A 21,636-nucleotide genomic window follows, 5' to 3' on the forward strand; every position below is an offset into this window, starting at 1 on the left:
TTCAAAGTTAAGTTTTTTCAAGCGAAAATTTTTGTTGATGTAAGGTTTTATTTACAAGGTGCAAATTTTTTTTACATAAAATGTTGATATTAAAAATTTTAAATTTATCAATCATCACCAAATAAAGACTTAAACATCAGTACCAACATCAAAAAAGTTGCCAAAGAAAAACTAATAATGCTCAATGTTGAAATTTTAGAGGTTTCGGTATTGGTCGTTAGTGAGGCACTTACCAGCAACCCCACTACCAAAATGCTGATAGCCAAATAACGAATAGCTTTCGTAAGGCTATGAATAGCGGGTTCATAGCCTGTAAGTTCGGTCTCTATGTGCAGTCTGCCTTTGCGAAGTTTTCGTAAAATTTCCCGAACTTCGCGAGGAAAATCATTCAAAAAACCTACAAATGAGCGTGCAGTATTGAGAGCCTCTTCGCCTAAATTTTTCGGAGAATACTGGTCTAAAAAAATCTTGATACCATAAGGGCGGAAAAATTCATAAGTCTGAAAAGTGGGGTGAATGGTTTTACCAATGCCTTCCAATATGGTCAAGGCTCGTAAAATAATAAACACACCCCCAGGTACTTGTAAGCGAAAATCGCGAATAATTTCCTGCAAACGAGCCGCCATATCGCTCATACTGGATTGATTCACATCAAGTGTAACGAAATCATCAATAAGTTCGGCAAGAGCATTTTCAAAGACTTTTTCATCTTCAATTTCAGAATCTATGGCTAAACGCTTGAAATTCCGTGCCATTTCAGCAGGATTTTTCTGAGCCATAGAAATCAGAATGCCCGCAAAGGCAAAGCGGTCATTTTTAGAAAGTTTGCCAACCATTCCGAAATCAATCAGGCAAATAGTGCCATCTTCTTTGATAAGAATATTCCCTGGGTGAGGGTCTGCGTGAAAATAGCCGTGCTGAAAGATTTGTGTTAGATAAATATCCATACCTATTTCGGCTATGCGTGTGGGGTCGTGTCCCCATTTACGCAACTGATTGACATCTGTAATTTTACAGCCTTTTACAAATTCCAAGACCATCACTTTACGAGTAGTATATTCTAAAAAGGCTTTGGGAACATAAAAATTTTTGTAGTCTTTGTAATAAGTACGAAACTGGTCTATGTAGCGGGCTTCATTGGTATAATCTAACTCTTTCTTTATACTTTTTTCAAAGGCAACCACAATATCCATAATGTTGTAAAAGCCTTGTGCCTTGAAAAATTTATCACCTCGTTTTACAATGTCTTTGATGATAGCAAGGTCGGTCATTACTTTTTGAGCAACATCAGGGCGTTGTACCTTTACAACTACTTCTTGCCCATTGGCAAGTTTTGCCAAATGCACCTGCCCGATAGATGCAGACCCCAGAGGTTTTTCACCAAATTCTAAAAAAATTTCTTCAATTGGTTTTTTGAGTTCTCTTTCAATAATTTTCTTTGCCTCTTCGGTTGGGAAAGGAGCTACTTGGCTCTGTAATTTTTCAAATTCGTGTTGATACTCTTCGGGAATAATATCAGGGCGATTGGCAAGTATTTGGGCAAGTTTTACAAATGTAGGTCCTAACTCTTCTGCCGCCATACGAGCCAGTTCGGGGCGGGTATATTTTTGTACGTACTTTTCGCCACGCAAGCGAGCCAGCCGCCTGCTTGCAGGAATGATCGCCTTCAAAGGAGTATTGGCAACCAAATCCTCAAAGCCATATTTAAGCAAAACATTGGTAATTTGCCGAATTCTTTTTAAGTTGCGAATGGTTTGCCCAAAAAGCATATTTTTGCAAAATTTGAGTTGTGCAAAATACGTTTAATTTCCAAAAAAGCAAAATTTTATGAAATTCCTTTTATTTTTTGTGATGGGGGCTATGGTTGGGTACATTTTGGGGCGAGTTTTACCAAGAAAGGCGAGTAAAGTTCCCAAAACAGATAGTTTCAATGTTACCGATGAAATGATTATACGCTTTGCTAATTTGAGAAAAGGCATCATCTCGGCAAATGAACTTTCCTCACAAACCTCTCTGAACCCCGATGAGGCTCAGCAAAGACTTGAAAAGTTGGTAAGCAAGCAAATTGCTGAATTGCGTGTCAGCGAAACAGGACAAATTTTATACGATTTCACCAAAAATCAGCCCGATTTGCTTGAAAAAATCAAATCAGAAAAACTTTGAAATGAAAATTCTCAAGACTTCTCTCTCCAAAAGTCTAAAATCTGAATTCTAAACATCTAATTTCTTGAACCTCTATGCCCTTATTAAAATTTGAGGAAATACGCAAAGATTTACAAAATCGCAAATTTGCCTCTGTTTATTTTTTGCACGGAGAAGAGAACTATCACATTGATTATGTTACCGATTTTATTGAACAAAATGCCTTACAAGAGTTTGAAAAGGGTTTCAATCAAATAGTGATGTATGGAAAAGACTCACAAATGGGTCAGATTGTCAATAATGCTCGCCGCTTTCCGATGATGGCTGAAAAACAAGTGCTAATTGTAAAAGAATTTCAAGATTTGCCCGACCTGCGAAATGATGAGGGGCAGAAAATTCTACAAAAATATTTAGAAAATCCCGCTCCAACTACTATTTTAGTACTTGCCCACAAACACAAAACTTTTGACAAACGTAAAAGCCTTTACAAAACCCTTGAAAAAAATGCCGTTATTCTTGAAACAAAAAAACCCTACGATAGCGAAATTCCCAAATGGATTGAGCAGTTTGTAGCAGAAAGAAAATGCAAAATTTCGCCTGTGGCAGTGGCTTTGCTTGTAGAATTTATTGGCAATGATTTGAGTCGCCTTGCCAAAGAAATTGAAAAAATCACCATCAATTTTGCCGAAGGAGAAAATGAAATTACCGAAGAGCTTGTCAGAAAATACGTAGGCGAAAGCAGAGAATATACGGTATTTGACTTGCAGAAAGCCCTACAAGAAAAAGATGTTTTCAAGGCGAATAAAATTGTTCATTTTTTTGCTCAAAATCCCAAAGACAACCCCATTATTCCGATTATTCTGATACTTTTTCAGTTTTTTGCCAAATTATTAGTTCTACATCAAAGCACTGACAAAAATGAAGCTCACTTATCAGAGCTTTTAGGGGTAAATCGTTTTTTTGTAAAAGATTATCTCAAAGCCGCCCAAAACTACCCTTTGCCCAAGGTAATTGCCTGCATACATTACCTCCACGAAGCTGACTTGCGAAGTAAAGGCATTGACGCAGGCAATATGGAAGAAAGTGATATTTTGAAAGAGTTGATTTTTAAAATTTTACACTAAAAGCCTGCAAAAAATAGCTTTTTGAGTTTATTTTTTTGTATCGGTAGCTGTAGAACCTCCTCCAAGTTTGAAACCTATGCCTCCTTGTCCGCCTGCTTCCAGATTTTCATTAAACTCTTTTACATCAAGTACATCTAACTGATGAATGACCTCTTCTGTGCGTTGCTCTTTGGGCAAAGAAGCCATACGCAAATGTTGGTTTTTAATTGCCTGTTGTATTACTTTACGAACGGTACGAGCATTACCAAAGAATTTATCACGTTTCTGATAGAGGTAGTCAAAATATTTTCGCAAATGCTCCAAAGCCTCTTCGGTGGGGGTGAGATTTTCAGCTTTGAGCATATACAAGGCTATTTGTAGAAGTTCATCTACGGTATAATCTTCAAACTTAATCGTAATATCAAAACGTGAAGCAAGCCCTGGATTGGCTTCTAAAAACTGCTTCATATTGTCGGGGTAGCCTGCAACGATTACTGCAAACTGCCCGCGTTTATCTTCCATTTGTTTAAGAAGAGTTTCAACGGCTTCTTTACCAAAATCATTTTCGTGTCCTTGTGTAAGAGCATAAGCCTCATCAATAAAAAGTACCCCTCCCATAGCTTGGTTGATACGTTCCGTAGTTTTAAGGGCGGTTTGTCCTACGTAACCCGCCACAAGTCCTTGTCTATCGGTTTCTACACAATGCCCACGTTCCAATACACCCAAAGCCTTGTAAATTTTGGCAATAATCCGAGCCACGGTGGTTTTACCTGTACCCGGATTGCCCGTAAATACGGTATGTAAAGAAAACTTGCCAAGTACATCTCTCCCTGTTTCACGATAAAAACGAACCAGCTTAACGAGTTCTACCACTTCCTCTTTTACACTACTCATTCCAATCAAACCATTGAGTTCATCAAGGGCTTCGTGAAGCAGTTCTTCATCAATACTAATATCAGGCAAGGCAGATTTTTTGGTTTTGAAAATGTTTTTGACATCTTCCAAAGTTACCGTTTTGAGTAAATCGGGGCTAATATTATCTAAATCAGCATTTTTCATCACACGCAAGCCTAAGTTCATCTTGGCTTCTTCCACGAGAGAGGCAACCAAACGAGCATTACCGAAAGTGCGGTCGCGATTGCGGTAGGCTTCGGTGAGTTGCTTTTTAATGTACTCACGAGCTTCGGGGTCAAATTCAATATTTTTCTTTTTCGCTTTAAGGTCAAGGATTTGCATTAGCTCTTGAGGCAAATAGTCGGGGAATTGGTAAATCATATTGAAGCGAGAACGCAAACCAGGGTTGGAGTCCAAAAAGATTTCCATTTCCGCAGGGTAACCCGCCACAATAATCGCCAAATCGCCTTTTCCATCAGACATTTCCTTAATAAGGACTTCTATCACCTCTTTACCAAAATCTTGTCCGTCTTGGTCTCCTTTACGAGCGAGTGAATAGGCTTCATCAATGAACAAAATTCCTCCTCTTGCTTTTTCAATCATTTCTTGTACTTTCGGAGCGGTTTGTCCGATAAACTTACCTACCAGTTCGGGTCTTCCTACCTCCAAAACGGTACCTTTGGAAAGCAAACCTAATTTATGATAAATCTTACCAAGCATTTTCGCCACGGTGGTTTTACCCGTACCCGGATTACCCATAAATACAGAATGGAGACTGATTTGTGTGTTTTCTTCAAAACCTTGCTCCTGACGCAATTTCAGGAAGCGAAGGTAGTGCATATAATCTTTAATTTTTTCCTTGACACTATCCAAGCCAATCATTTCTTGGAGTTCCTCCATTATTTCCTCCAAAGTTTGCTCTTGATTTTTGGTAGAAGTAGAAAAGCCCGTAAATAGCGTTCCTGTTTCGGGCTTATGAATTACTGGCACACCCTCTACAAAGCTATCAGCCACTTCAAAAGGAACTACAGCAATGAGTTGGTCCATAAAAATCACTTCTAATCGGTATTTATCAGGAAACCAAGTTCCTTTGTTTGATGAACCCCAACCAGAAGTAAGCGTAAAACTTTGCTCGTTAGGTCCTACATAGCGAAGTTCAGAAGTTTCTCCTTTGAGTTGTCCTGCGTCGTTGTAGAACTTAAAAAACACTTCGGCATACCAAGATTTTTCTTGTTTGTTTTTTACGGTAAATTCTACAAAAATGTATTGCGTTTCTTGACTATCAAATTGAGTAACATACACTCTCTTATCAACAGGCAGACCTTCGTAAGGACCATCAAAAAGTTTAATGCTGGTTATTTCAAAGTAAGGATTGTTTCCTGGCTGTACCAAACCTCCTTCCTCAACATAAAATCTACGTGTACTTACCTTTTCGCCGTCAATGTAGGCTTCCCACTCATAATCACCACGCGACCAATACGAGCCGGGGTCATCGTTACCCCAACTTTCACGAATATAGACGATGTTTTCATCTTTCTTGATAATCCGCTTGGAAGGCAAATTGCATAGCTCTTTTCTTCCCCCATCAGAGTTGAGTTTGAAGGCTTTGAGTGTGATATTAGCCTCCCAATCCTCTTCATCAAAGAGTTTGTTGTAAAAAGAAAGCTCTACGTAGATATAAGTGGTTTCTTTATTTTCAAATACACGGCGATACTTCTTTTTATTGCCTTCAAAACTTTCATTGGAAGCATACACCAGTAAGTCTTTGAATTTATAGTTTTTATCTAAAATTTTCTCTGCCATAGTTGTAGAGGGTTGTATAAATGGGCGTAAAATACATTTTGCGTTTCAAAGTAAAAAATTTTTATTATTTTTTTTACACAAATGCTGTACTTTTCTTACAGAAACAACATTTCTGCTTAAAAAAATGTTTCCTGCGTTGGCAATAAAAAAGAGAAAAACCAAGCCAAAAGCTTATTTTTTTGCATTTTAGTATGTTTTAGCAAAATTTTCTTTGGTTTTTTCAATAAAAAGCGTAACTTTCGGAACTTTTGCAAACACTAAATATTGTAAGTTTATGAAAAAACTTTTACTTGCGGTTTGTTTTTGGGCTTTGGGAATAGGGGCTTTTGCACAAATGCTTGTTGTTGATTTCAATATGAGTTCTACGAGTATATGCGTAGGGCAAAGCGTAACTTTCACAGATGCCTCTACTGCTATCAGTACTCCCGCTATCAACTCTTGGAGTTGGAACTTTGATTTTGGCGTCTTAGGAGGGGCTTCGCCAAGCACAGCAAGCACCCAAGGTCCGCATACGGTTACTTTCAACAACTCGGGTGTTTATATAATTCGTTTGGAAGTAAGTAATGGTATTCTTACTAATAGTACCACCAAAGTTCTGAATGTTTCTGTGGGTATCAATCCGCCCATTATGATAGATTTTGAAGGCACTTTCCCACCTGCGGGTTTCAGCGTAAGCAATTCGGGAGGAACAGCCAACTGGGAACAAAATAACAGTGTAGGTTATGGTGGCGGAAAGTCTATGTGGCGAAATCTTTGCTCTTCTAGTATCGGTTCAAACGCTCTGTTTTTCAATACTCCTCGTGTCAATTTAGTAGGCTATCTTTCTGCTTTTGTAGAATTTAAGGTGGCATATCAGGCTTGGAGTGCAAGTAGTTATGCTACCCTTGCATTAGAGGTTTCTACCAATTGTGGCGTTACTTATACGAGTATTTGGAGCAAATCGGGAGAACCTCTGGCTACGGTAACACCTTGGTTTTCTAGTACTTGCTTTACGCCTACTTCTACTTCGCAGTGGCGAACAGAATTCATTGATGTAAGCACCTATATCGGCAACCCTTCTGTACAATTTAGATTGAGGCTAACTGATATTTTCAGCAATCATATCTATATTGATGATTTCAAAATCCTGACTGTCAGCACGCCTCCTAATGCCCCCACTGGGCTTACCGCTAATGCTCCTGTATTCAACCAAGTAAATCTCTCTTGGACGGATAATGCTACCAACGAATGGGGCTATCGTGTAGAACGCTCCCCTGATGGTAGTACTTGGACGCAGGTCGGTGGGAACTTGCCCCCTAGTACCACTTCTTACACCGACAATACCGTTGCTCCTAATACCCTTTATTATTATCGTGTATATGCTTACATTGCCTCGCTTAACTCTTACAGCAACATAGTAAATGTTACCACGCCTAATGTTTCACTAAACGCCCCTTCGGCACTGACCGCCACGGCGGTTTCAGCCACACGCATCAATCTTGCTTGGACGGATAACGACGCCAACGAAGCGGGCTATAAAGTAGAACGTTCTACCGATGGAATTACTTTCACAGAAATAGCTTCCTCGCTTCCTCCTAATACCACTTCTTTTTCAGATAATGGGCTTACCCCCGACACTGAATACTGGTATCGTGTCAGATGTTTTTTAGGTCCTACCAATTCATCTTACAGCAATGTTGCCAATGCAAGAACTTTTGTAGTGCTTAATGCACCTACAACACTCACGGCTACCGCCGCTTCTACTACGCAAATCAATCTTACTTGGGTAGATAATGCTACCAACGAAACAGGCTACAAAGTAGAACGCTCTACCGATGGTATTAACTTTACAGAAATAGCCTCTTCGCTTCCTGCTAATTCCACGTCTTATGCCAGCAATGGTCTGACTCCGGGAACGCTCTATTTTTTCAGGGTAAGAGCTTTCAATGGTAGTGTAAATTCACCTTATAGCAACACTGCCTCTGCCGCACCTTTGGTGCTTATCAATGCCCCTACGAGTTTAGTAGCTACTGCGGTTTCTCCCACACAAATTAACCTTGCTTGGGTAGATAACGCCACAAACGAAGCAGGCTACAAAGTAGAACGCTCCACCGATGGGACAAATTTTACAGAAATCAGCGGTACGGGACTTGCCCCTAATTCTACTACCTTCATAGATGCCCCTGTAAGCAGTAATACAACTTATTACTATCGGGTACGTGCCTTTAACGGTCCGAATATTCATTCGCCATACAGCAATGTAGCCCAAGCTACTACACCTCTGCCTACTGCTTTGGAAAATGAGTGGCAAACGCACATCAAAGTTTATCCCAACCCTGCTGAAAATATCATTTGGATAGATTTTGATAAACTTTCGCAAATGCCTCATAAAGTTTCTCTTTACAATACATTAGGCATACTGCAAGATGAAAAGGCTGTGGGTTATCAACGCAAAATCAGCTTTGAAGTAAGTAAATTGCCCAAAGGTGTCTATCATTTGCAAATTATTGGCGAAAATGCCCGAATTCATAAAAAGTTGGTGGTAAAATAAAGTTTTTGTATCTTGCCAAAGTTTAACAACCTATGAGCCTAAAAACTCATAGGTTTTTAATTGCGAATCGTTATGAAAATCATCATACACGGCGGTTTTTTTAGTGAATTTTCACAAACAGAATCTATCAAGAAAGCCAAACAAGATGCTTTGCAGAAAATTGTTTTGCAAAGCTATGAGTACCTGAAAAGTCATTCGGCACTGGAAACCGTAGTTTTTGCAACCAAACTTTTGGAAGATGACCCACTTTTTAATGCGGGATTAGGTTCTCAAATTCAAAGCGACGGAAAAATCCGAATGAGTGCCTCGCTAATGGACGGCATAAGCAAGAAATTTTCAGGGGTTATCAATATTGAAAATATTCAAAATCCTATTTTAGTTGCCGAAAAATTGATGAAATTTGACGATAGAGTGCTGGCAGGGGAAGGAGCAAATATTTTTGCTCAAAAACAAGGTTTTCCCTATTTCAACCCCGAAACTCCCGAACGCCGAGCAGACTACGAAGCTAAAAAAGCAAGTTTAGGAACAGGCACCGTTGGCTGTGTGGCTTTGGATAGCAACGGCAGACTTGCCGCCGCCACTTCCACAGGAGGTAAAGGATTTGAAATGGTAGGACGTGTTTCAGATTCTGCCACCATAGCAGGCAACTACGCTAATGAATTTTGTGCTGTCTCTTGTACAGGCGTAGGCGAGGACATCGTGAGCGGGGGCATCGCCACAAAAATCGTTACCCGCGTAACAGATGGGCAATCTATTCAAAAAGCCTTCCAAAAAACTTTTCAAGAATTGGCTACTTTTGATGGCTTTGCGGGAGCTATCGCTATTGACTATCAAGGCAATATTTTTCACCAAGACTCACACCCTACAATGGTTTTTGCCTCCTTTGATGGAGTAAGGGTAGAACTTTTTAGGTGAATTTTTACAGAATAAACTCACCCAAAGAATCTGCATCATTTCACGAAACTAAATCTATAATTAACCGCCAAAGGCACAGGGAATGGAATATTCGGCACCGTAACATTTTGCTGAAAACTACCTTTCAGGATTAGTTCATCACGAGTGATTTTTTCAATATCAATGGAGCGAGGTACTTGTATGCCTGCGGCGGTAATAGCCATTTGCATATTGGGTGGTAGCAAAGGAACAGGGTTGGTAAATTCAATTTTTTTCTCGTCGGTACTCAAAGAATAGCCCTGCCTTGAAACTTCGGTCAGCGAGCCATTGGCGGGATTTCTCTGATAAAAAATAGCCGTTCCTTCTCGCTTAAACTCCAAAGCCAAAGAGTCTGTCATTCGGTTTTCTGCCACAACAGGTGTTCCTGCCAAAGTTGCATTCAATTCAATTTGTTTGCTTATCCAAATGTGAGCCGTAAGCAAATCCAAAGTAGTGGGTTCGGGTTGTTTCTTTTTACAAGCAAACATTACAAGCCCCAACAAGCAAAATAAGAGTAGATGTTTTTTCATAAGGCAAAAATTTTCTAACTTTACGCAAATATAAAAAATTTATGGAAAGAAAGCTCATTTTTTTCGTTTTAGTGATTGGCATATTAGGAGCTTGTAAAAAGAAAGACCCCACCCCTCAATATAATTTGATATTCAAGTTCAAATTCAATCCCAATCAAGAACGTTTGGATAACTTCGGTAATCGTGCTACTATACCTGCGGGCAATGCGGGGCAATCGCCTCAATTCAATTGGCTTACAGCTCATTACTTTGAGCTTGCCCCCACGGCTTTCACACAAATAGGACAGGGAACTATATTGTACCACGCCTCTGAAACTACTTTGGGCGGAGAAACAGCCATTGACTTTGATAAAAGTGTTTTCAAAAAAGAAGACGAAATCTACCTTTCTGTGCCTTTAAGCCAAATTGCTCCCAAAACCTATGAGTATTTGCGTATTTCTTTCGCCTATCAGAATTACGATATTACTTTTCGCGTAAATGGCGTGGATTACATAGGCACTGTGGCATCTTTTGTGGGCTACAACACTTACATCAGAGATGTAAAAATTAAAAACCAGACTATCAGCGTAAATGCCAACAAAAAACAAGGTTTTTGGGCTTTTGAAACACTTACAGGCGTACTGCAAGGACAAGCCCCGGGAACTACCGTCCCCAACCCCATTGCGGCAACTTCGCCCATTCCGCCCGGTTCTTGTGTAGTTACGGCTAAATTTGATACCCCTTTACAAATTACAGGACAAGAAAATAAAAATATCATTATCACCGTTTCCGTTTCTAATAACAAAAGTTTTGAGTGGAAAGATAACAACGGCAACGGACATTTTGAACCCACGCTTGGTGAAACCGTTGTGGATATGGGCATTCGGGGTATGAAAATGATTGTAGAATAAGAAATTAGTTTGTGGCAATATGAAAGTAGATTTGGCTAACATTGGCTTTGAAGACCTTTGGAAAAATACTGCTCAAAAAACCTTTCAGGCAACTAAAACTTGGAAAACACCCGAGCAGATTGAAGTCAAAAATATTTACAAGCCTACTGATTTAGAAGGATTTGAGCATTGGCAATTTGGGGCGGGTATTCCGCCGTTCTTGCGAGGACCTTACAGCACTATGTACTTGCAAAGACCTTGGACTATTCGTCAGTATGCGGGTTTTTCTACTGCCAAAGAATCCAACGCTTTCTATCGCCGAAACCTCGCCTCAGGGCAAAAAGGGCTATCGGTTGCTTTTGATTTAGCCACTCATCGCGGCTACGACTCCGACCACACACGCGTAGTAGGTGATGTAGGAAAAGCAGGCGTTGCCATTGATAGCGTGGAAGATATGAAAATTCTCTTTGAGGGCATTCCGCTTGGCGAAATGTCTGTTTCTATGACAATGAACGGGGCTGTTATCCCGATAATGGCTTTTTACATTGTAGCCGCCGAGGAGCAAGGCGTACCCGCTTCCGAACTATCAGGAACTATTCAGAATGATATTCTCAAAGAGTTTATGGTACGCAATACTTACATTTACCCCCCTGAACCCAGTATGCGTATCATTGGCGATATTTTTGCCTACACTGCCCAAAATATGCCCAAATTCAATAGCATTAGCATTTCGGGCTATCATATGCAAGAGGCAGGAGCAACCGCCGATTTGGAACTTGCCTACACCCTTGCCGATGGACTGGAGTACATTCGTACAGGTTTGAAAGCAGGCTTGGATATTGATGATTTTGCCCCTCGTCTTTCGTTTTTTTGGGCTATTGGAATGAATTATTTTATGGAAATAGCCAAAATGCGAGCAGGAAGAATGCTTTGGGCTAAAATTGTAAAGCAATTCAACCCCAAAAAGCCCATTTCTATGGCTTTGCGAACACACTGCCAGACTTCGGGCTATAGTCTTACGGCACAAGCCCCCTTCAATAATGTGGCTCGTACTACTATTGAAGCCCTTGCTGCCGCTTTGGGGCATACTCAATCTTTGCACACCAACTCGCTTGATGAAGCTATTGCCCTGCCTACGGATTTTTCGGCTCGTATTGCTCGCAATACACAGCTTATTTTGCAAGAAGAAACCGCCATTTGTCAGACCGTAGACCCTTGGGCGGGTTCATTTTACGTAGAAAAACTCACTCACGACCTTGCTCATAGAGCTTGGGAACTTATCCAAGAAGTAGAAAGTTTAGGCGGAATGGCAAAAGCCATTGAAACAGGCTTGCCCAAAATGCGTATAGAAGAAGCCGCCGCTAAAAAACAAGCTCGTATTGATGCAGGCAAGGAAATTGTTGTAGGCGTAAATGCTTTTCAGTGGGAAAAAGACACAGATATTGAAGTTTTAGAAATTGATAACACCGCCGTACGTAACGAACAAATTGAACGATTACAAAAAATCAAGGCAGAAAGAAACAACGAGGCTGTTGGGCAAGCCCTGAACGCTATTACCGAATGTGCCAAAACAGGCAAAGGAAATTTGCTGGATTTAGCCGTCAAAGCCGCCCGATTGCGAGCTACACTCGGCGAAATTTCCGATGCTATGGAAAAAGTTTTCGGCAGATATAAAGCTACAATTCGTTCTATTTCAGGGGTCTATGCTTCCGAAATTTCTGATGATGAACATTTCCGAGAAGCCCAAGCTATGGCTAATCGCTTTGCTGAACTAGAAGGCAGACGCCCCCGTATAATGATTGCCAAAATGGGACAAGACGGACACGACCGCGGTGCCAAAGTCATTGCCACCAGCTTTGCTGATTTAGGCTTTGATGTGGATATCGGCTCACTTTTCCAAACCCCCGAAGAAGTTGCCCGCCAAGCCGCCGAAAACGACGTACACGTTATCGGGGTTAGCTCGCTTGCCGCAGGACACAAAACCCTTGTCCCACAACTTATTGCAGAACTTCAAAAAATTGGCAGAGAAGATATTTTGGTAATTGTGGGGGGGGTTATTCCTCCGCAAGACTATCAGTTCTTGTATGAGGCAGGCGTTGCGGGGGTTTTCGGACCGGGTACTATTATTGCCGTTGCCGCACAAGAAATTCTAAAAAAATTGATGAGTGGCGAAGAAAGTGAAGGATTAAAGGCATAATCATTTTTGCTTTAACCACTCTGCCAATACATACAAAGCAAATAACTCGCTTGTAAAATCTGCTTTGTGGTGCTGGTGATTATGTAGCAAAAACTTTACCCTTTCTTGTGAAATAAACTCAAAAAGAGGATTTTGCTTTTCATCTACAAAAGCCCAAAGATGTTTATTTGATGTTTTTTTTAGCCAAATTCCAAAAGGAATACCTAAACCTTCTTTTTTGCGAGAGGTAAAAATTTCGCCTTTGTTTTTTCGCAAAATTTCCTTCAAAATCCATTTTTTGCCGTGTTTCAAGCGAATTTCAGCAGGTATCTGTAAAGCCCAATCGCTCAAATTTTTATCCAAATACGGCACACGAATTTCAAGCGAGTTTCGCATTCCCCATAAATCATTGATTTTGAGCAAGTCTGCTTGTAAATAGTATTTCATTTCCCATTGCAAAGCCTCCTGTAAATTGCTTATTTCTGCAAAATTTGAATGCTTTTTAGGTTGCAAAATATCCAAAGAAGCAAAATTCAGAAAAGTTTGAGAATAGCTAATATTTTCTAAAAATTTGCGTTGCAGGCGATTTTTAGGCAAAAAAGTAAAGATTTTTTTGAGTTTTAGCCACCATTTAGGCATCGTTAAATACAGCTTAAAAGCCCAATGTCTGTGATAGCCCGCAAAGAGTTCATCTGCCCCTGCCCCACTCCAAAGCACCCGAAACCCTTGCCAATGAGCTTTTTGGCTCAAAAGAAAAGTTGCCAAAAAAGCACTATCTGCCACAGGGTAGTCCATTTTGCAAATGAGTTCGGGCAAAAGTGTGGCATCTTTTTCATTGATTTCAACCTTTTCTACTTTTGCCCCATAGATTTTCTGTGCTTTTTGGGTAAAGAAATTATCCTGTGTAAATTTAGGCTCGCTCACCCAAAAACTGAAAGCAGGAAGTTCATACCCCAATTTTTTTGCCAAAGCCAAAAGAAGTGTAGAATCCACGCCACCGCTCAGCAGCAAAGCAGGTGCGTATGCTCCCTGAACTTGATTGTGAATAGCTTGCTCTAAAAGATGTTCTGTTTGCCCTAAAATAAAACTTTTATTCCAATCCGCTGAAACATACGCCTTTTTGAAACTATACGAAAATTCTCTTGCTTGGTCTTTTTCAAAAGAATAAATACGCAAAGCAGTAGGGTGAATGTGGATTTTTTCAAAAAAAGTGTTTGGGGGCAAAGCAAACTTGTAGAGCACATATTCGGTAATAGCACTTTTGCGAATTTGTGGCGAAAGCAAGCCACTTGCCCAAAAACTTTGCACTTCGGAAGTAAAAATCCATTTTTGGGTATCCTGATAGAGGTAAAGCGGTTTTACGCCCCATTCATCACGAGCCGAAAGCAAGATTTTTCGCTGATTATCATAAAAAATAAAAGCAAAAATTCCCTCTAATTCGCCCCACAGAGCAGGGTTTTCTGAAACCTTTTGTAAATAATTCCATAAGGTTTCGGTATCGGATTGACTTTTGTTTTCAAAATTGAATTTTCTATCAATTTCCTTAAAATTGTAAATTTCCCCATTGAAAATAAGCCAAAATCGCTTTTGCTCGTCAGAGAAGGGTTGAGTAGCAAGTGGATTAGTGGTATTGATTTGCAAAAGATTGTGTCCTAAAAAAATTTGATAGTCATTTTCTTGTATAGTGGTATATTCAGTGGCATCACTACCCCGATGCAAGGTATTTGCAAGCATTTTTTCAATGCTTGTAGGCAAAACTTTATAGGCAAAATCTATGACACAATGAAGCCCACACATTTAGCAAAAATTGAGTTAGCAGTTTCCAAAACAAAAATGCAAGGTTCGCAGTAAGTTTCCTTGCATTTTTACGAGAAAAAGTTTCAAGTGCCCAAATTCTACACGATAGTTCCTTTTTCCAAGCCGATTTTAATGTTTTTGAGCATTACTTCGGTCATTTTGTCAAGGTCGTATTCAGGTTTCCAACCCCAGTCGTTACGAGCGGAAGAATCATCAATACTTTGAGGCCAGCTTTCGGCAATCGCCTGACGAAAATCGGGCTTATAGCTAATTGTAAATTCAGGAATGTGTTTCTGAATGGATTGAGCAATTTCTTTGGGCGAAAAACTCATCGCCGAAATGTTGTAGGAAGTCCGAATTGTAATTTTGTGGCTATCGGCGTGCATAAGTTCCAGAGTACCCCGAATCGCATCGTCCATATACATCATAGGTAGGTAAGTATTTTCAGCAAGAAAACACTCGTATTGCTTGGCATACAAGGCTTTATGATAAATATCCACGGCGTAATCGGTTGTACCTCCTCCGGGCATAGATTTGTAACCAATCAGCCCTGGATAACGCAAACTGCGTACATCTACGCCATACTTACGGAAATAGTAATTACACCAACCCTCACCTGCTTGCTTGCTGATACCATACACCGTAGTAGGCTCCATAGAACAAAATTGCGGTGTGTTGATTTTTGGGGTGGTAGGTCCAAAAACGGCAATGGTACTCGGAAAGTAAATTTTATGAAGTTTTTTTTCTACCGCCAAATCCAATACATTCAAAAGTCCCTGCACATTCAAATGCCAAGCGTGTTTGGGGTGTTTTTCGCCTGTGGCAGAAAGCATCGCCGCCAGATGATAAATCTGCGTGATTTTGTATTTTTCAATAACTTCCGCAAGACGAGGAACGTTGAGAACATCTAACTTTTCAAAATGTCCTAACTCTTCCTTGCGAACTTGTGCAGGTTCGCGTACATCTGCCGAAACCACATTCGCTTCGCCATAAACATTTTTCAAAGCTACTACAAGCTCTGTTCCCAATTGCCCCGCCGAACCAATCACTAAAATTTTATCTTGTGCCATACAATAACAGATTGCAAAAAATGAAACAATTAGCTACAAAAATAAAAAGCCATCTCGTAAAAGGCAAAATAAAAACGCAAAATGTAAATTGATTTTACGTAAATTTGTATGAAACAAAATCTAAAATTCATCTTTATGTTTAAGATAATTCTTTATGCTCCTTTTCTCAAAAATATTCAAGGAATTACTTTATATCCTTTTATTTTGCTTAAATACAAGCATTTGCGTAAAGATAAGTTTCTGATGAATCACGAGGAAATTCACCTGCAACAGCAAAAAGAGCTTTTGGTTTTTCCGTTTTATGTTTTATATTTGAGCAATTATGCCTTTAATCTGCTTCGCTATCGCAATCATTATCAGGCATACAGGAATATTTGTTTTGAACGAGAAGCCTATGAAAATGAATATAATCTCCACTATCTGAAAGAACGGAAAATTTGGGCTTTTTGGAAATATTGGTAAATTTTTTCAGGTTATTTTGGATTTCGCTTATTAACCCGAACCGAAGCTACCCAACAAACAAGAATTTGTATGCAAACTCCTAATTTTAGGCAATCTTGGATAGTATTTTTATTGTTATTGTGCCAATCCTTCGCTTTTGCCCAAAGCTACCCCCGCAAAGAAATAGATGTCAGGCAATTTATTGAGGAAATTTTTCCCGTCCAAGACCAAGATAGCGAAACCAACTACGAAGACCTCTATGAAGCCCTATACCAACTCTACCTTGAACCGCTTGACCTCAACCGAGCTACTCGCCAAGAACTTATTTCGCTTTTTTTACTCAATGATGTGCAAATCACTAACCTTTTAGAGCATATACAGAAAAACGGCAAACTGCTTTCTATTTACGAATTACAATCTGTTGAAGGTTTTGATTTACCCACTATTTACAAGATTTTGCCTTTTGTAGAGGTAGATGTTGCTGAAAATGCCGATACTCGCAGTATTTGGAGTAGAATTTTAGAGGAAGATAACAACTATCTGCTTTTGCGTTATGGATTGTCTTTACAGAAAGAAAGAGGCTTTACAGCTCCCGAAGGTAGCAGTGTGCGTTATTTGGGTACAAGACCCCGTTTGTATTCGCGTTTTCGCACCAGCCACACCAAAGATTTCAGTTTGGGTTTTACATTAGAAAAAGATGAGGGCGAACCGATGATGTGGTCGCCTGCTCAGAGATATTACGGCGTTGATTTTATTTCCTACCACGCTTTTTTTGAAAACAAAGGGCGTTTCAAGCAATTGGTTTTCGGCGATTATCAGTTGCAAATTGGGCAAAGCATACTGCTGGCAGCGGGTTTCAATATAGGCAAAGGTGCAGAAACGGTCTTGGGTATTCGCAGAGCTAATATTGGCATACGCCCTTTTACCTCTCTTTTGGAAGCGGGCTACTTTCGGGGTATTGCCGCTACCTACAATCTGATAAAAAATAAAAAAGGAGAAATAGATCTAATGCCTTTTGTATCTTTTACCCGCCGCAGTGGTAATCTTTTGGAAAAGGATACTTTGGATAATGACGATGCAGGCTCAGAAATTTTCGTAAGCAGTTTGCAAGAAACAGGCTTGCACCGCACCCAAAGAGAATTTGATAGCCGCGGACAAATTGGTGAAAGAGTTTTGGGCATCAATACCAGCTACAAAAATCCTTCCCAAACTTTGCAAGTAGGTACTACTTTTCTGCATACGCGTTTTAGCGTGCCTCTGCAACGCAATCCTACCACTTACAATCAGTTTGAGTTCAATGGGCAGACTAACTGGAATGCAGGTTTCAACTACAACTATGTTTTTCAGAATTTCAATTTTTTCGGGGAATGGGCTATTTCCAAAAGTGGTGGAATGGGCTATAATGCAGGAGTTTTAGCTGTGCTTTCACCGCAACTTTCTTTTGCCTTTCAATATCGTAACTTTGATAAAAATTTTCATAGCTTTTTCGGTTCGGCACTAAGCGAAGGCAGCCGAAATATCAATGAACAAGGATTTTATTGGGGCGTAAAATTCCAACCTAATAAAAAGTTTGCTTTGGCAGCGTATTACGATAGATTTAAGTTTCCTTGGCTTCGTTTTCGTGTAGATGCTCCTTCGGAAGGATACGAGTATCTTTTGCGAGCCAGTTATGCCTTCACCAAGAAAATCAGTGCTTTTGCACAAGTCAGACAAGAAGTAAAAGGACAAAACGACCCCAACAACGCCACCCCCATAGATTTTATCACTGACCGCAACCGCCGAAACTATGTTTTTAATGTTGAATATAAAGCCGAGAAAATTATTGCTTTTCGCTCTCGCCTGCAATTCAGTGATTTGCGTTTTGGCGGGCAATATTCACAAGGCTACACCCTAATGCAAGATGTAGATTTAAGCTTTGAGAAATGGAAAATAAAAACGCGTTGGGCGTTGTTTGATACCGATAACTATGATAACCGCCAATACGCCTACGAAGATGATGTTTTGTATAGCTTTTCATTCCCCGCCTATAATGGCAGAGGCGTAAGACAATATGCAGTTTTAGAATACAAATTCAGTAAAAAATACACCCTTTGGTTTCGGTATGCCCGCACACGCTTGCTCAATGTAGATGAGATTGGTTCAGGCAGTTCGGAGGTGCAAGGCAACGTACTTTCCGATTTCAGAGTACAGGCAAGAGTGAAATTTTGAATTTTTATGGCAATTGTTTAACTCTGCTTTTTCAAAATAGACACATTGTTTTTCCAATTTTCTGTTTATCAAATATTTAATTCCAATACTCACATTACTAAAATCTATACACAAACCTTGATAAAAAAGCGATAGCATCACAAAGAGCGATGCTACCGCGAAATGAGGTGCTTTCTACACTTTTATCGGTTTAGTACTATTTGCTTTCTTTCAATATTTCCATCAGGGTAATGTAAGTGCAAGAAATACACATCTTGTGGTAAATGTTTAAGTGAAAGGGTTTGTCTGTTTTCAAATTCGCCTTCAGCTACTTTCTGATTGAATTTGTTGTAAAGCGTAAATTTGATGTTACCCAAATTTTCAGCTTGCAAGTGCAACTTTTCATCGGTTGGGTTAGGATAAATAAACACTCTTTGCGATGCACTCATCGGGAGAATATGAATAATAACCGTAGTTTGTGGTGCAGTTGTTGAAAAAGGAGTATTGCAGTTGTTTTGTCCCATTACGGTATAGGTAATCGTGCCTACTTCCATTCGGTTAGGATTAACCTGAATATCCCCTACTCCATTTATGGGTGAAAGAGAAGTTAGCACTGCCCAATCGGAAGGTAAATCCGAAGGACCATTGCTGGGTGGATTGGGACTGCGGGTATACACCAATCTCTCTGCTCCCAAACTCCTGAGCCTTATGGTTTCAGTCGTTGCCCAAGGACTCTGATAGAAAGTAAATTCATAGGTATCGGGGGCAATAGGCGTAGCACCTGCGGGCTGAGTAACTACGGGTGCGGTAGGTAAACCTACCCATACCTTTTTCCTGAACCAGCGGCTTTCTGTATGGCAGAAGCTACTTACGCTCACATCGACGCGTATCCAACCTTCGCCAGGAGATGTGCCAGTGGCACTTACTCTATTAGGAGCAAGATTTGTAAGCGTGATATTGGCACTGCTAGTCCAAGTATAGCTAGCCCCCACAAAATCCTCTATTTCGTAAATATTGCTTCCTGTGGAGCATATTGCATTATTCCCTTGTATGCCTTCTATACGCGATAGGCTATTGAAATACTTGCGTACTTTCTGCCCACAAGGCTGCAACGTAAATTCTATCCAAGCCTCTCCTGTACCTATACTGGAAACCGTTGCGGTGGTGCCTGTACCTGAGGAGGGCGATACATTGGGCGAGGTTTCCCAAGTTACAGCTATATCCGAAGGCACATTTCCGAGCGAAAATGTCGCAGGAGTGCCACAAACACTGGCAGGACCAGTTATATCAGAATTACTTACTTTTACTGCCATCACATCTTTTCTTGCCGCAAGATTTCCATTTACATAAAACTCTATGAAAGCACTACCAGGAAACCGAGCAGATACTCTCAGAACACCCGGTTGTATCATAGTCGCACTTAAATTAAAAGAAACACTATACGAAATTTGAGCATTAGGCGGGAAGCAAGTAAGAGTGTATTGAGTAGGTATTGAGCAGACAATATTTGGTCCAGAGATTGCACTAACAACTGTTCCGAATGGAATATTGGTATTTTGTCGTATCCATTCAGCATAATTAATGACACGCGTATAAATGGTAGGATATTGGTCTTTTGGAAAATACCCCCAACTTGAAGCACCAATTAGAATGGGAGTTGTACCATTGAATACAACCGCAGGACCTCCGCTATCACCTGGTGCCGCCCCTGAACCCGGTTGATAGAATGCTATCATATTATCTGTAACTGTTAGGGTGCTACCCGGTCTGGTGCTTATGATTTGATTAGCATTGGCATTAGATATAATCGGCATGTCAACCCTTCGTAAAACATTAGATGCAGTACAGTTCTTACAACTTCTTCCCCAACCTGTAAGCATAGCTATGTCAAATTCTTCAACCAACTCGGGAGGCAAATTACAGGGATTGGCGTACTGAATAGGTTGTACTCCCTCATTAAAAATTAGAGGTGTTTGTAGCCTTATTAAAGCAATATCATTCTCAAAAGAATTGGCATTGTAATTAGGATGAATGATGACTTGAGCGATTTGAACAGGTTGTTGACTGGGCAAAGTCTGATTGGTCATACCAACTTTGATTGATAGTTCATTCAATGAAATATTCTGAACACAATGTGCAGCAGTGAGTATCCATACATTGTTAATGATAGAACCACCACACCATTGTCCTTGTTGTATTCTCTGAATTGATATTTGCCAAGGAGCATCTGTAATATCTATCTCTACTCCACCAATTATATTTCCCTGAGCATAAACCGCTTGATTAAGTAGAATAGAGTAGAATAGAATAGAATAGAAGTTTTGTATGTCTCATTATTACTAAAATTTTAATTAAAAACGTAAAAATTATAGAAAACATTATTAAGTCTGCCGTGTTTATCTGTTAAACAAGAAAAAACATCAACGTTTAAAGTTACTTCTTTACCAACGTCTGTATCATCGTACCGATTGGTGCAGCAAGGGAACAATCTAGCAGTAGGGTAATTCTGATTAAGCTCTGGAATTGCAGAACTATTTATTTCTACATAATACATTCCGCCATTGTAATAATAATCAGCAATTCCAACTTTTTTTACAATCCCTTTAAGATTTCTAACTTTTCTATAAAAGGAATATTCTACACACTCTTTACATTCTAGATCAGGTGTAGGTTCAACTTTTTCTTTCTTGCAAGACTTGCAAGAGGCAAGGGAAAATAAAAGAGCATAGGCTAAAAGCCTCCAACCCCAAGTACGCCTCGCTAAAAGAGGGACTCGGCTTTCTTTGTGAGTTTGGGTTTTGTACAACATAAAGCTAAAAATTAAAAATGAAACAAAAAATTACAGAGGCAAGTGCCTCTATTTATATCTACGTAAAAATACTCAGAAAGTTTCAAAAAAAGGTGTGAAAAAATTGTTAAATTTTGGTAAGTAATTGAAGATGAGAAGGTTGAAAATCGGTAATCTTGAAATTTTTTCTGTAAAAAATGAAATTTAGAGTGTCTTTTAATGTGAGCTAATTTGATTTTTTTTTCAACGTGAGTTAAGCGGCAATATCTTGAAAAAGTTCAAAATTTGTAAGTAGATTTTTTTCTTGAAAATCTCTAATAGTGGGCTTTTTATCTAGGAATTTGTAGGCAATAATTCCAGACCACAAATTGAC

15 protein-coding genes are annotated in these 21,636 nt (G+C 39.7%); 8 read left to right on the top strand and 7 right to left on the bottom strand.

Translation table 11 applies throughout. The annotated features are described in order from the left end of the window. Positions 1–107: 107 nt before the first annotated feature. Positions 108–1,769, bottom strand: a complete 1,662-nt coding sequence (locus tag Rain11_RS07355) for an ABC1 kinase family protein (protein WP_101358710.1) — start codon at positions 1,767–1,769, stop codon at positions 108–110. A 58-nt stretch (positions 1,770–1,827) separates the two neighbouring features. Between Rain11_RS07355 and Rain11_RS07360 the strand changes: the two genes are divergently transcribed. Both Rain11_RS07360 and holA read left to right on the top strand, forming a co-directional pair. Then, positions 1,828–2,163 carry a hypothetical protein gene (locus Rain11_RS07360; RefSeq protein ID WP_101358711.1) on the top strand — a complete coding sequence of 112 codons (336 nt, stop codon included), beginning with the start codon at positions 1,828–1,830 and terminating at the stop codon, positions 2,161–2,163. Between the two features lie 74 nt (positions 2,164–2,237). Continuing rightward, complete coding sequence (gene holA / locus Rain11_RS07365; RefSeq protein ID WP_101358712.1) at positions 2,238–3,266, top strand: DNA polymerase III subunit delta; 1,029 nt, start codon at positions 2,238–2,240, stop codon at positions 3,264–3,266. Positions 3,267–3,293: 27 nt separating this feature from the next. Here holA and Rain11_RS07370 read toward each other — a convergent pair whose 3' ends face one another. Next, entirely contained in the window at positions 3,294–5,942 is a 2,649-nt protein-coding gene (locus tag Rain11_RS07370; RefSeq protein ID WP_101358713.1) for an AAA family ATPase, read from the bottom strand. 274 nt (positions 5,943–6,216) lie between these two features. Here Rain11_RS07370 and Rain11_RS07375 point away from each other — a divergent pair, with 274 nt between their 5' ends. Both Rain11_RS07375 and Rain11_RS07380 read left to right on the top strand, forming a co-directional pair. Further along, positions 6,217–8,472: a fibronectin type III domain-containing protein gene (locus tag Rain11_RS07375; protein ID WP_101358714.1), complete on the top strand. Its 2,256-nt coding sequence runs from the start codon at positions 6,217–6,219 to the stop codon at positions 8,470–8,472. Positions 8,473–8,544: 72 nt separating this feature from the next. Continuing rightward, entirely contained in the window at positions 8,545–9,387 is an 843-nt protein-coding gene (locus Rain11_RS07380; protein ID WP_101358715.1) for an isoaspartyl peptidase/L-asparaginase, read from the top strand. Between the two features lie 35 nt (positions 9,388–9,422). On the opposite strand, the gene Rain11_RS07385 is transcribed toward Rain11_RS07380, so the two are convergent. Continuing rightward, entirely contained in the window at positions 9,423–9,935 is a 513-nt protein-coding gene (locus Rain11_RS07385; protein WP_133121533.1) for a hypothetical protein, read from the bottom strand. 41 nt (positions 9,936–9,976) lie between these two features. On the opposite strand from Rain11_RS07385, the gene Rain11_RS07390 reads away from it, so the two are divergent. Both Rain11_RS07390 and scpA read left to right on the top strand, forming a co-directional pair. Then, complete coding sequence (locus Rain11_RS07390; protein ID WP_101358717.1) at positions 9,977–10,825, top strand: hypothetical protein; 849 nt, start codon at positions 9,977–9,979, stop codon at positions 10,823–10,825. A gap of 19 nt (positions 10,826–10,844) precedes the next feature. Further along, positions 10,845–13,001 carry a methylmalonyl-CoA mutase gene (scpA, locus tag Rain11_RS07395; protein WP_101358718.1) on the top strand — a complete coding sequence of 719 codons (2,157 nt, stop codon included), beginning with the start codon at positions 10,845–10,847 and terminating at the stop codon, positions 12,999–13,001. Here the strand turns inward: scpA and asnB are convergent, their stop codons facing one another. After that, positions 13,002–14,777: an asparagine synthase (glutamine-hydrolyzing) gene (asnB, locus tag Rain11_RS07400; protein ID WP_101358719.1), complete on the bottom strand. Its 1,776-nt coding sequence runs from the start codon at positions 14,775–14,777 to the stop codon at positions 13,002–13,004. Between the two features lie 98 nt (positions 14,778–14,875). Continuing rightward, positions 14,876–15,847, bottom strand: a complete 972-nt coding sequence (locus Rain11_RS07405; protein WP_101358720.1) for an NAD-dependent epimerase/dehydratase family protein — start codon at positions 15,845–15,847, stop codon at positions 14,876–14,878. A gap of 135 nt (positions 15,848–15,982) precedes the next feature. On the opposite strand from Rain11_RS07405, the gene Rain11_RS07410 reads away from it, so the two are divergent. Together Rain11_RS07410 and Rain11_RS07415 are read left to right on the top strand one after the other, a co-directional pair. Then, the gene (locus Rain11_RS07410; protein ID WP_207764433.1) at positions 15,983–16,309 is read left to right on the top strand and encodes a hypothetical protein; all 327 of its coding nucleotides are present in this window, start codon (positions 15,983–15,985) and stop codon (positions 16,307–16,309) included. 69 nt (positions 16,310–16,378) lie between these two features. Continuing rightward, on the top strand, positions 16,379–18,496 hold the full coding sequence (locus Rain11_RS07415) for a ComEA family DNA-binding protein (RefSeq protein ID WP_101358721.1): 2,118 nt from the start codon (positions 16,379–16,381) through the stop codon (positions 18,494–18,496). Between the two features lie 182 nt (positions 18,497–18,678). On the opposite strand, the gene Rain11_RS07420 is transcribed toward Rain11_RS07415, so the two are convergent. Together Rain11_RS07420 and Rain11_RS07425 are read right to left on the bottom strand one after the other, a co-directional pair. Beyond that, positions 18,679–20,802: a trypsin-like serine protease gene (locus Rain11_RS07420; RefSeq protein ID WP_317042751.1), complete on the bottom strand. Its 2,124-nt coding sequence runs from the start codon at positions 20,800–20,802 to the stop codon at positions 18,679–18,681. 20 nt (positions 20,803–20,822) lie between these two features. After that, complete coding sequence (locus Rain11_RS07425; RefSeq protein WP_101358723.1) at positions 20,823–21,284, bottom strand: hypothetical protein; 462 nt, start codon at positions 21,282–21,284, stop codon at positions 20,823–20,825. Between the last annotated feature and the right edge of the window lie 352 nt (positions 21,285–21,636).

Source organism: Raineya orbicola (assembly GCF_002843425.1).
GTDB classification, from domain to species: domain Bacteria; phylum Bacteroidota; class Bacteroidia; order Cytophagales; family Thermonemataceae; genus Raineya; species Raineya orbicola.

Bases quoted from the DNA above. Each gene is read 5' to 3' on its own strand.
- Rain11_RS07355 (WP_101358710.1), bottom strand. From the start codon at position 1,769: ATGCTTTTTGGGCAAACCATTCGCAACTTAAAAAGAATTCGGCAAATT.
- Rain11_RS07360 (WP_101358711.1), top strand. From the start codon at position 1,828: ATGAAATTCCTTTTATTTTTTGTGATGGGGGCTATGGTTGGGTACATT.
- holA (WP_101358712.1), top strand. From the start codon at position 2,238: ATGCCCTTATTAAAATTTGAGGAAATACGCAAAGATTTACAAAATCGC.
- Rain11_RS07370 (WP_101358713.1), bottom strand. From the start codon at position 5,942: ATGGCAGAGAAAATTTTAGATAAAAACTATAAATTCAAAGACTTACTG.
- Rain11_RS07375 (WP_101358714.1), top strand. From the start codon at position 6,217: ATGAAAAAACTTTTACTTGCGGTTTGTTTTTGGGCTTTGGGAATAGGG.
- Rain11_RS07380 (WP_101358715.1), top strand. From the start codon at position 8,545: ATGAAAATCATCATACACGGCGGTTTTTTTAGTGAATTTTCACAAACA.
- Rain11_RS07385 (WP_133121533.1), bottom strand. From the start codon at position 9,935: ATGAAAAAACATCTACTCTTATTTTGCTTGTTGGGGCTTGTAATGTTT.
- Rain11_RS07390 (WP_101358717.1), top strand. From the start codon at position 9,977: ATGGAAAGAAAGCTCATTTTTTTCGTTTTAGTGATTGGCATATTAGGA.
- scpA (WP_101358718.1), top strand. From the start codon at position 10,845: ATGAAAGTAGATTTGGCTAACATTGGCTTTGAAGACCTTTGGAAAAAT.
- asnB (WP_101358719.1), bottom strand. From the start codon at position 14,777: ATGTGTGGGCTTCATTGTGTCATAGATTTTGCCTATAAAGTTTTGCCT.
- Rain11_RS07405 (WP_101358720.1), bottom strand. From the start codon at position 15,847: ATGGCACAAGATAAAATTTTAGTGATTGGTTCGGCGGGGCAATTGGGA.
- Rain11_RS07410 (WP_207764433.1), top strand. From the start codon at position 15,983: ATGTTTAAGATAATTCTTTATGCTCCTTTTCTCAAAAATATTCAAGGA.
- Rain11_RS07415 (WP_101358721.1), top strand. From the start codon at position 16,379: ATGCAAACTCCTAATTTTAGGCAATCTTGGATAGTATTTTTATTGTTA.
- Rain11_RS07425 (WP_101358723.1), bottom strand. From the start codon at position 21,284: ATGTTGTACAAAACCCAAACTCACAAAGAAAGCCGAGTCCCTCTTTTA.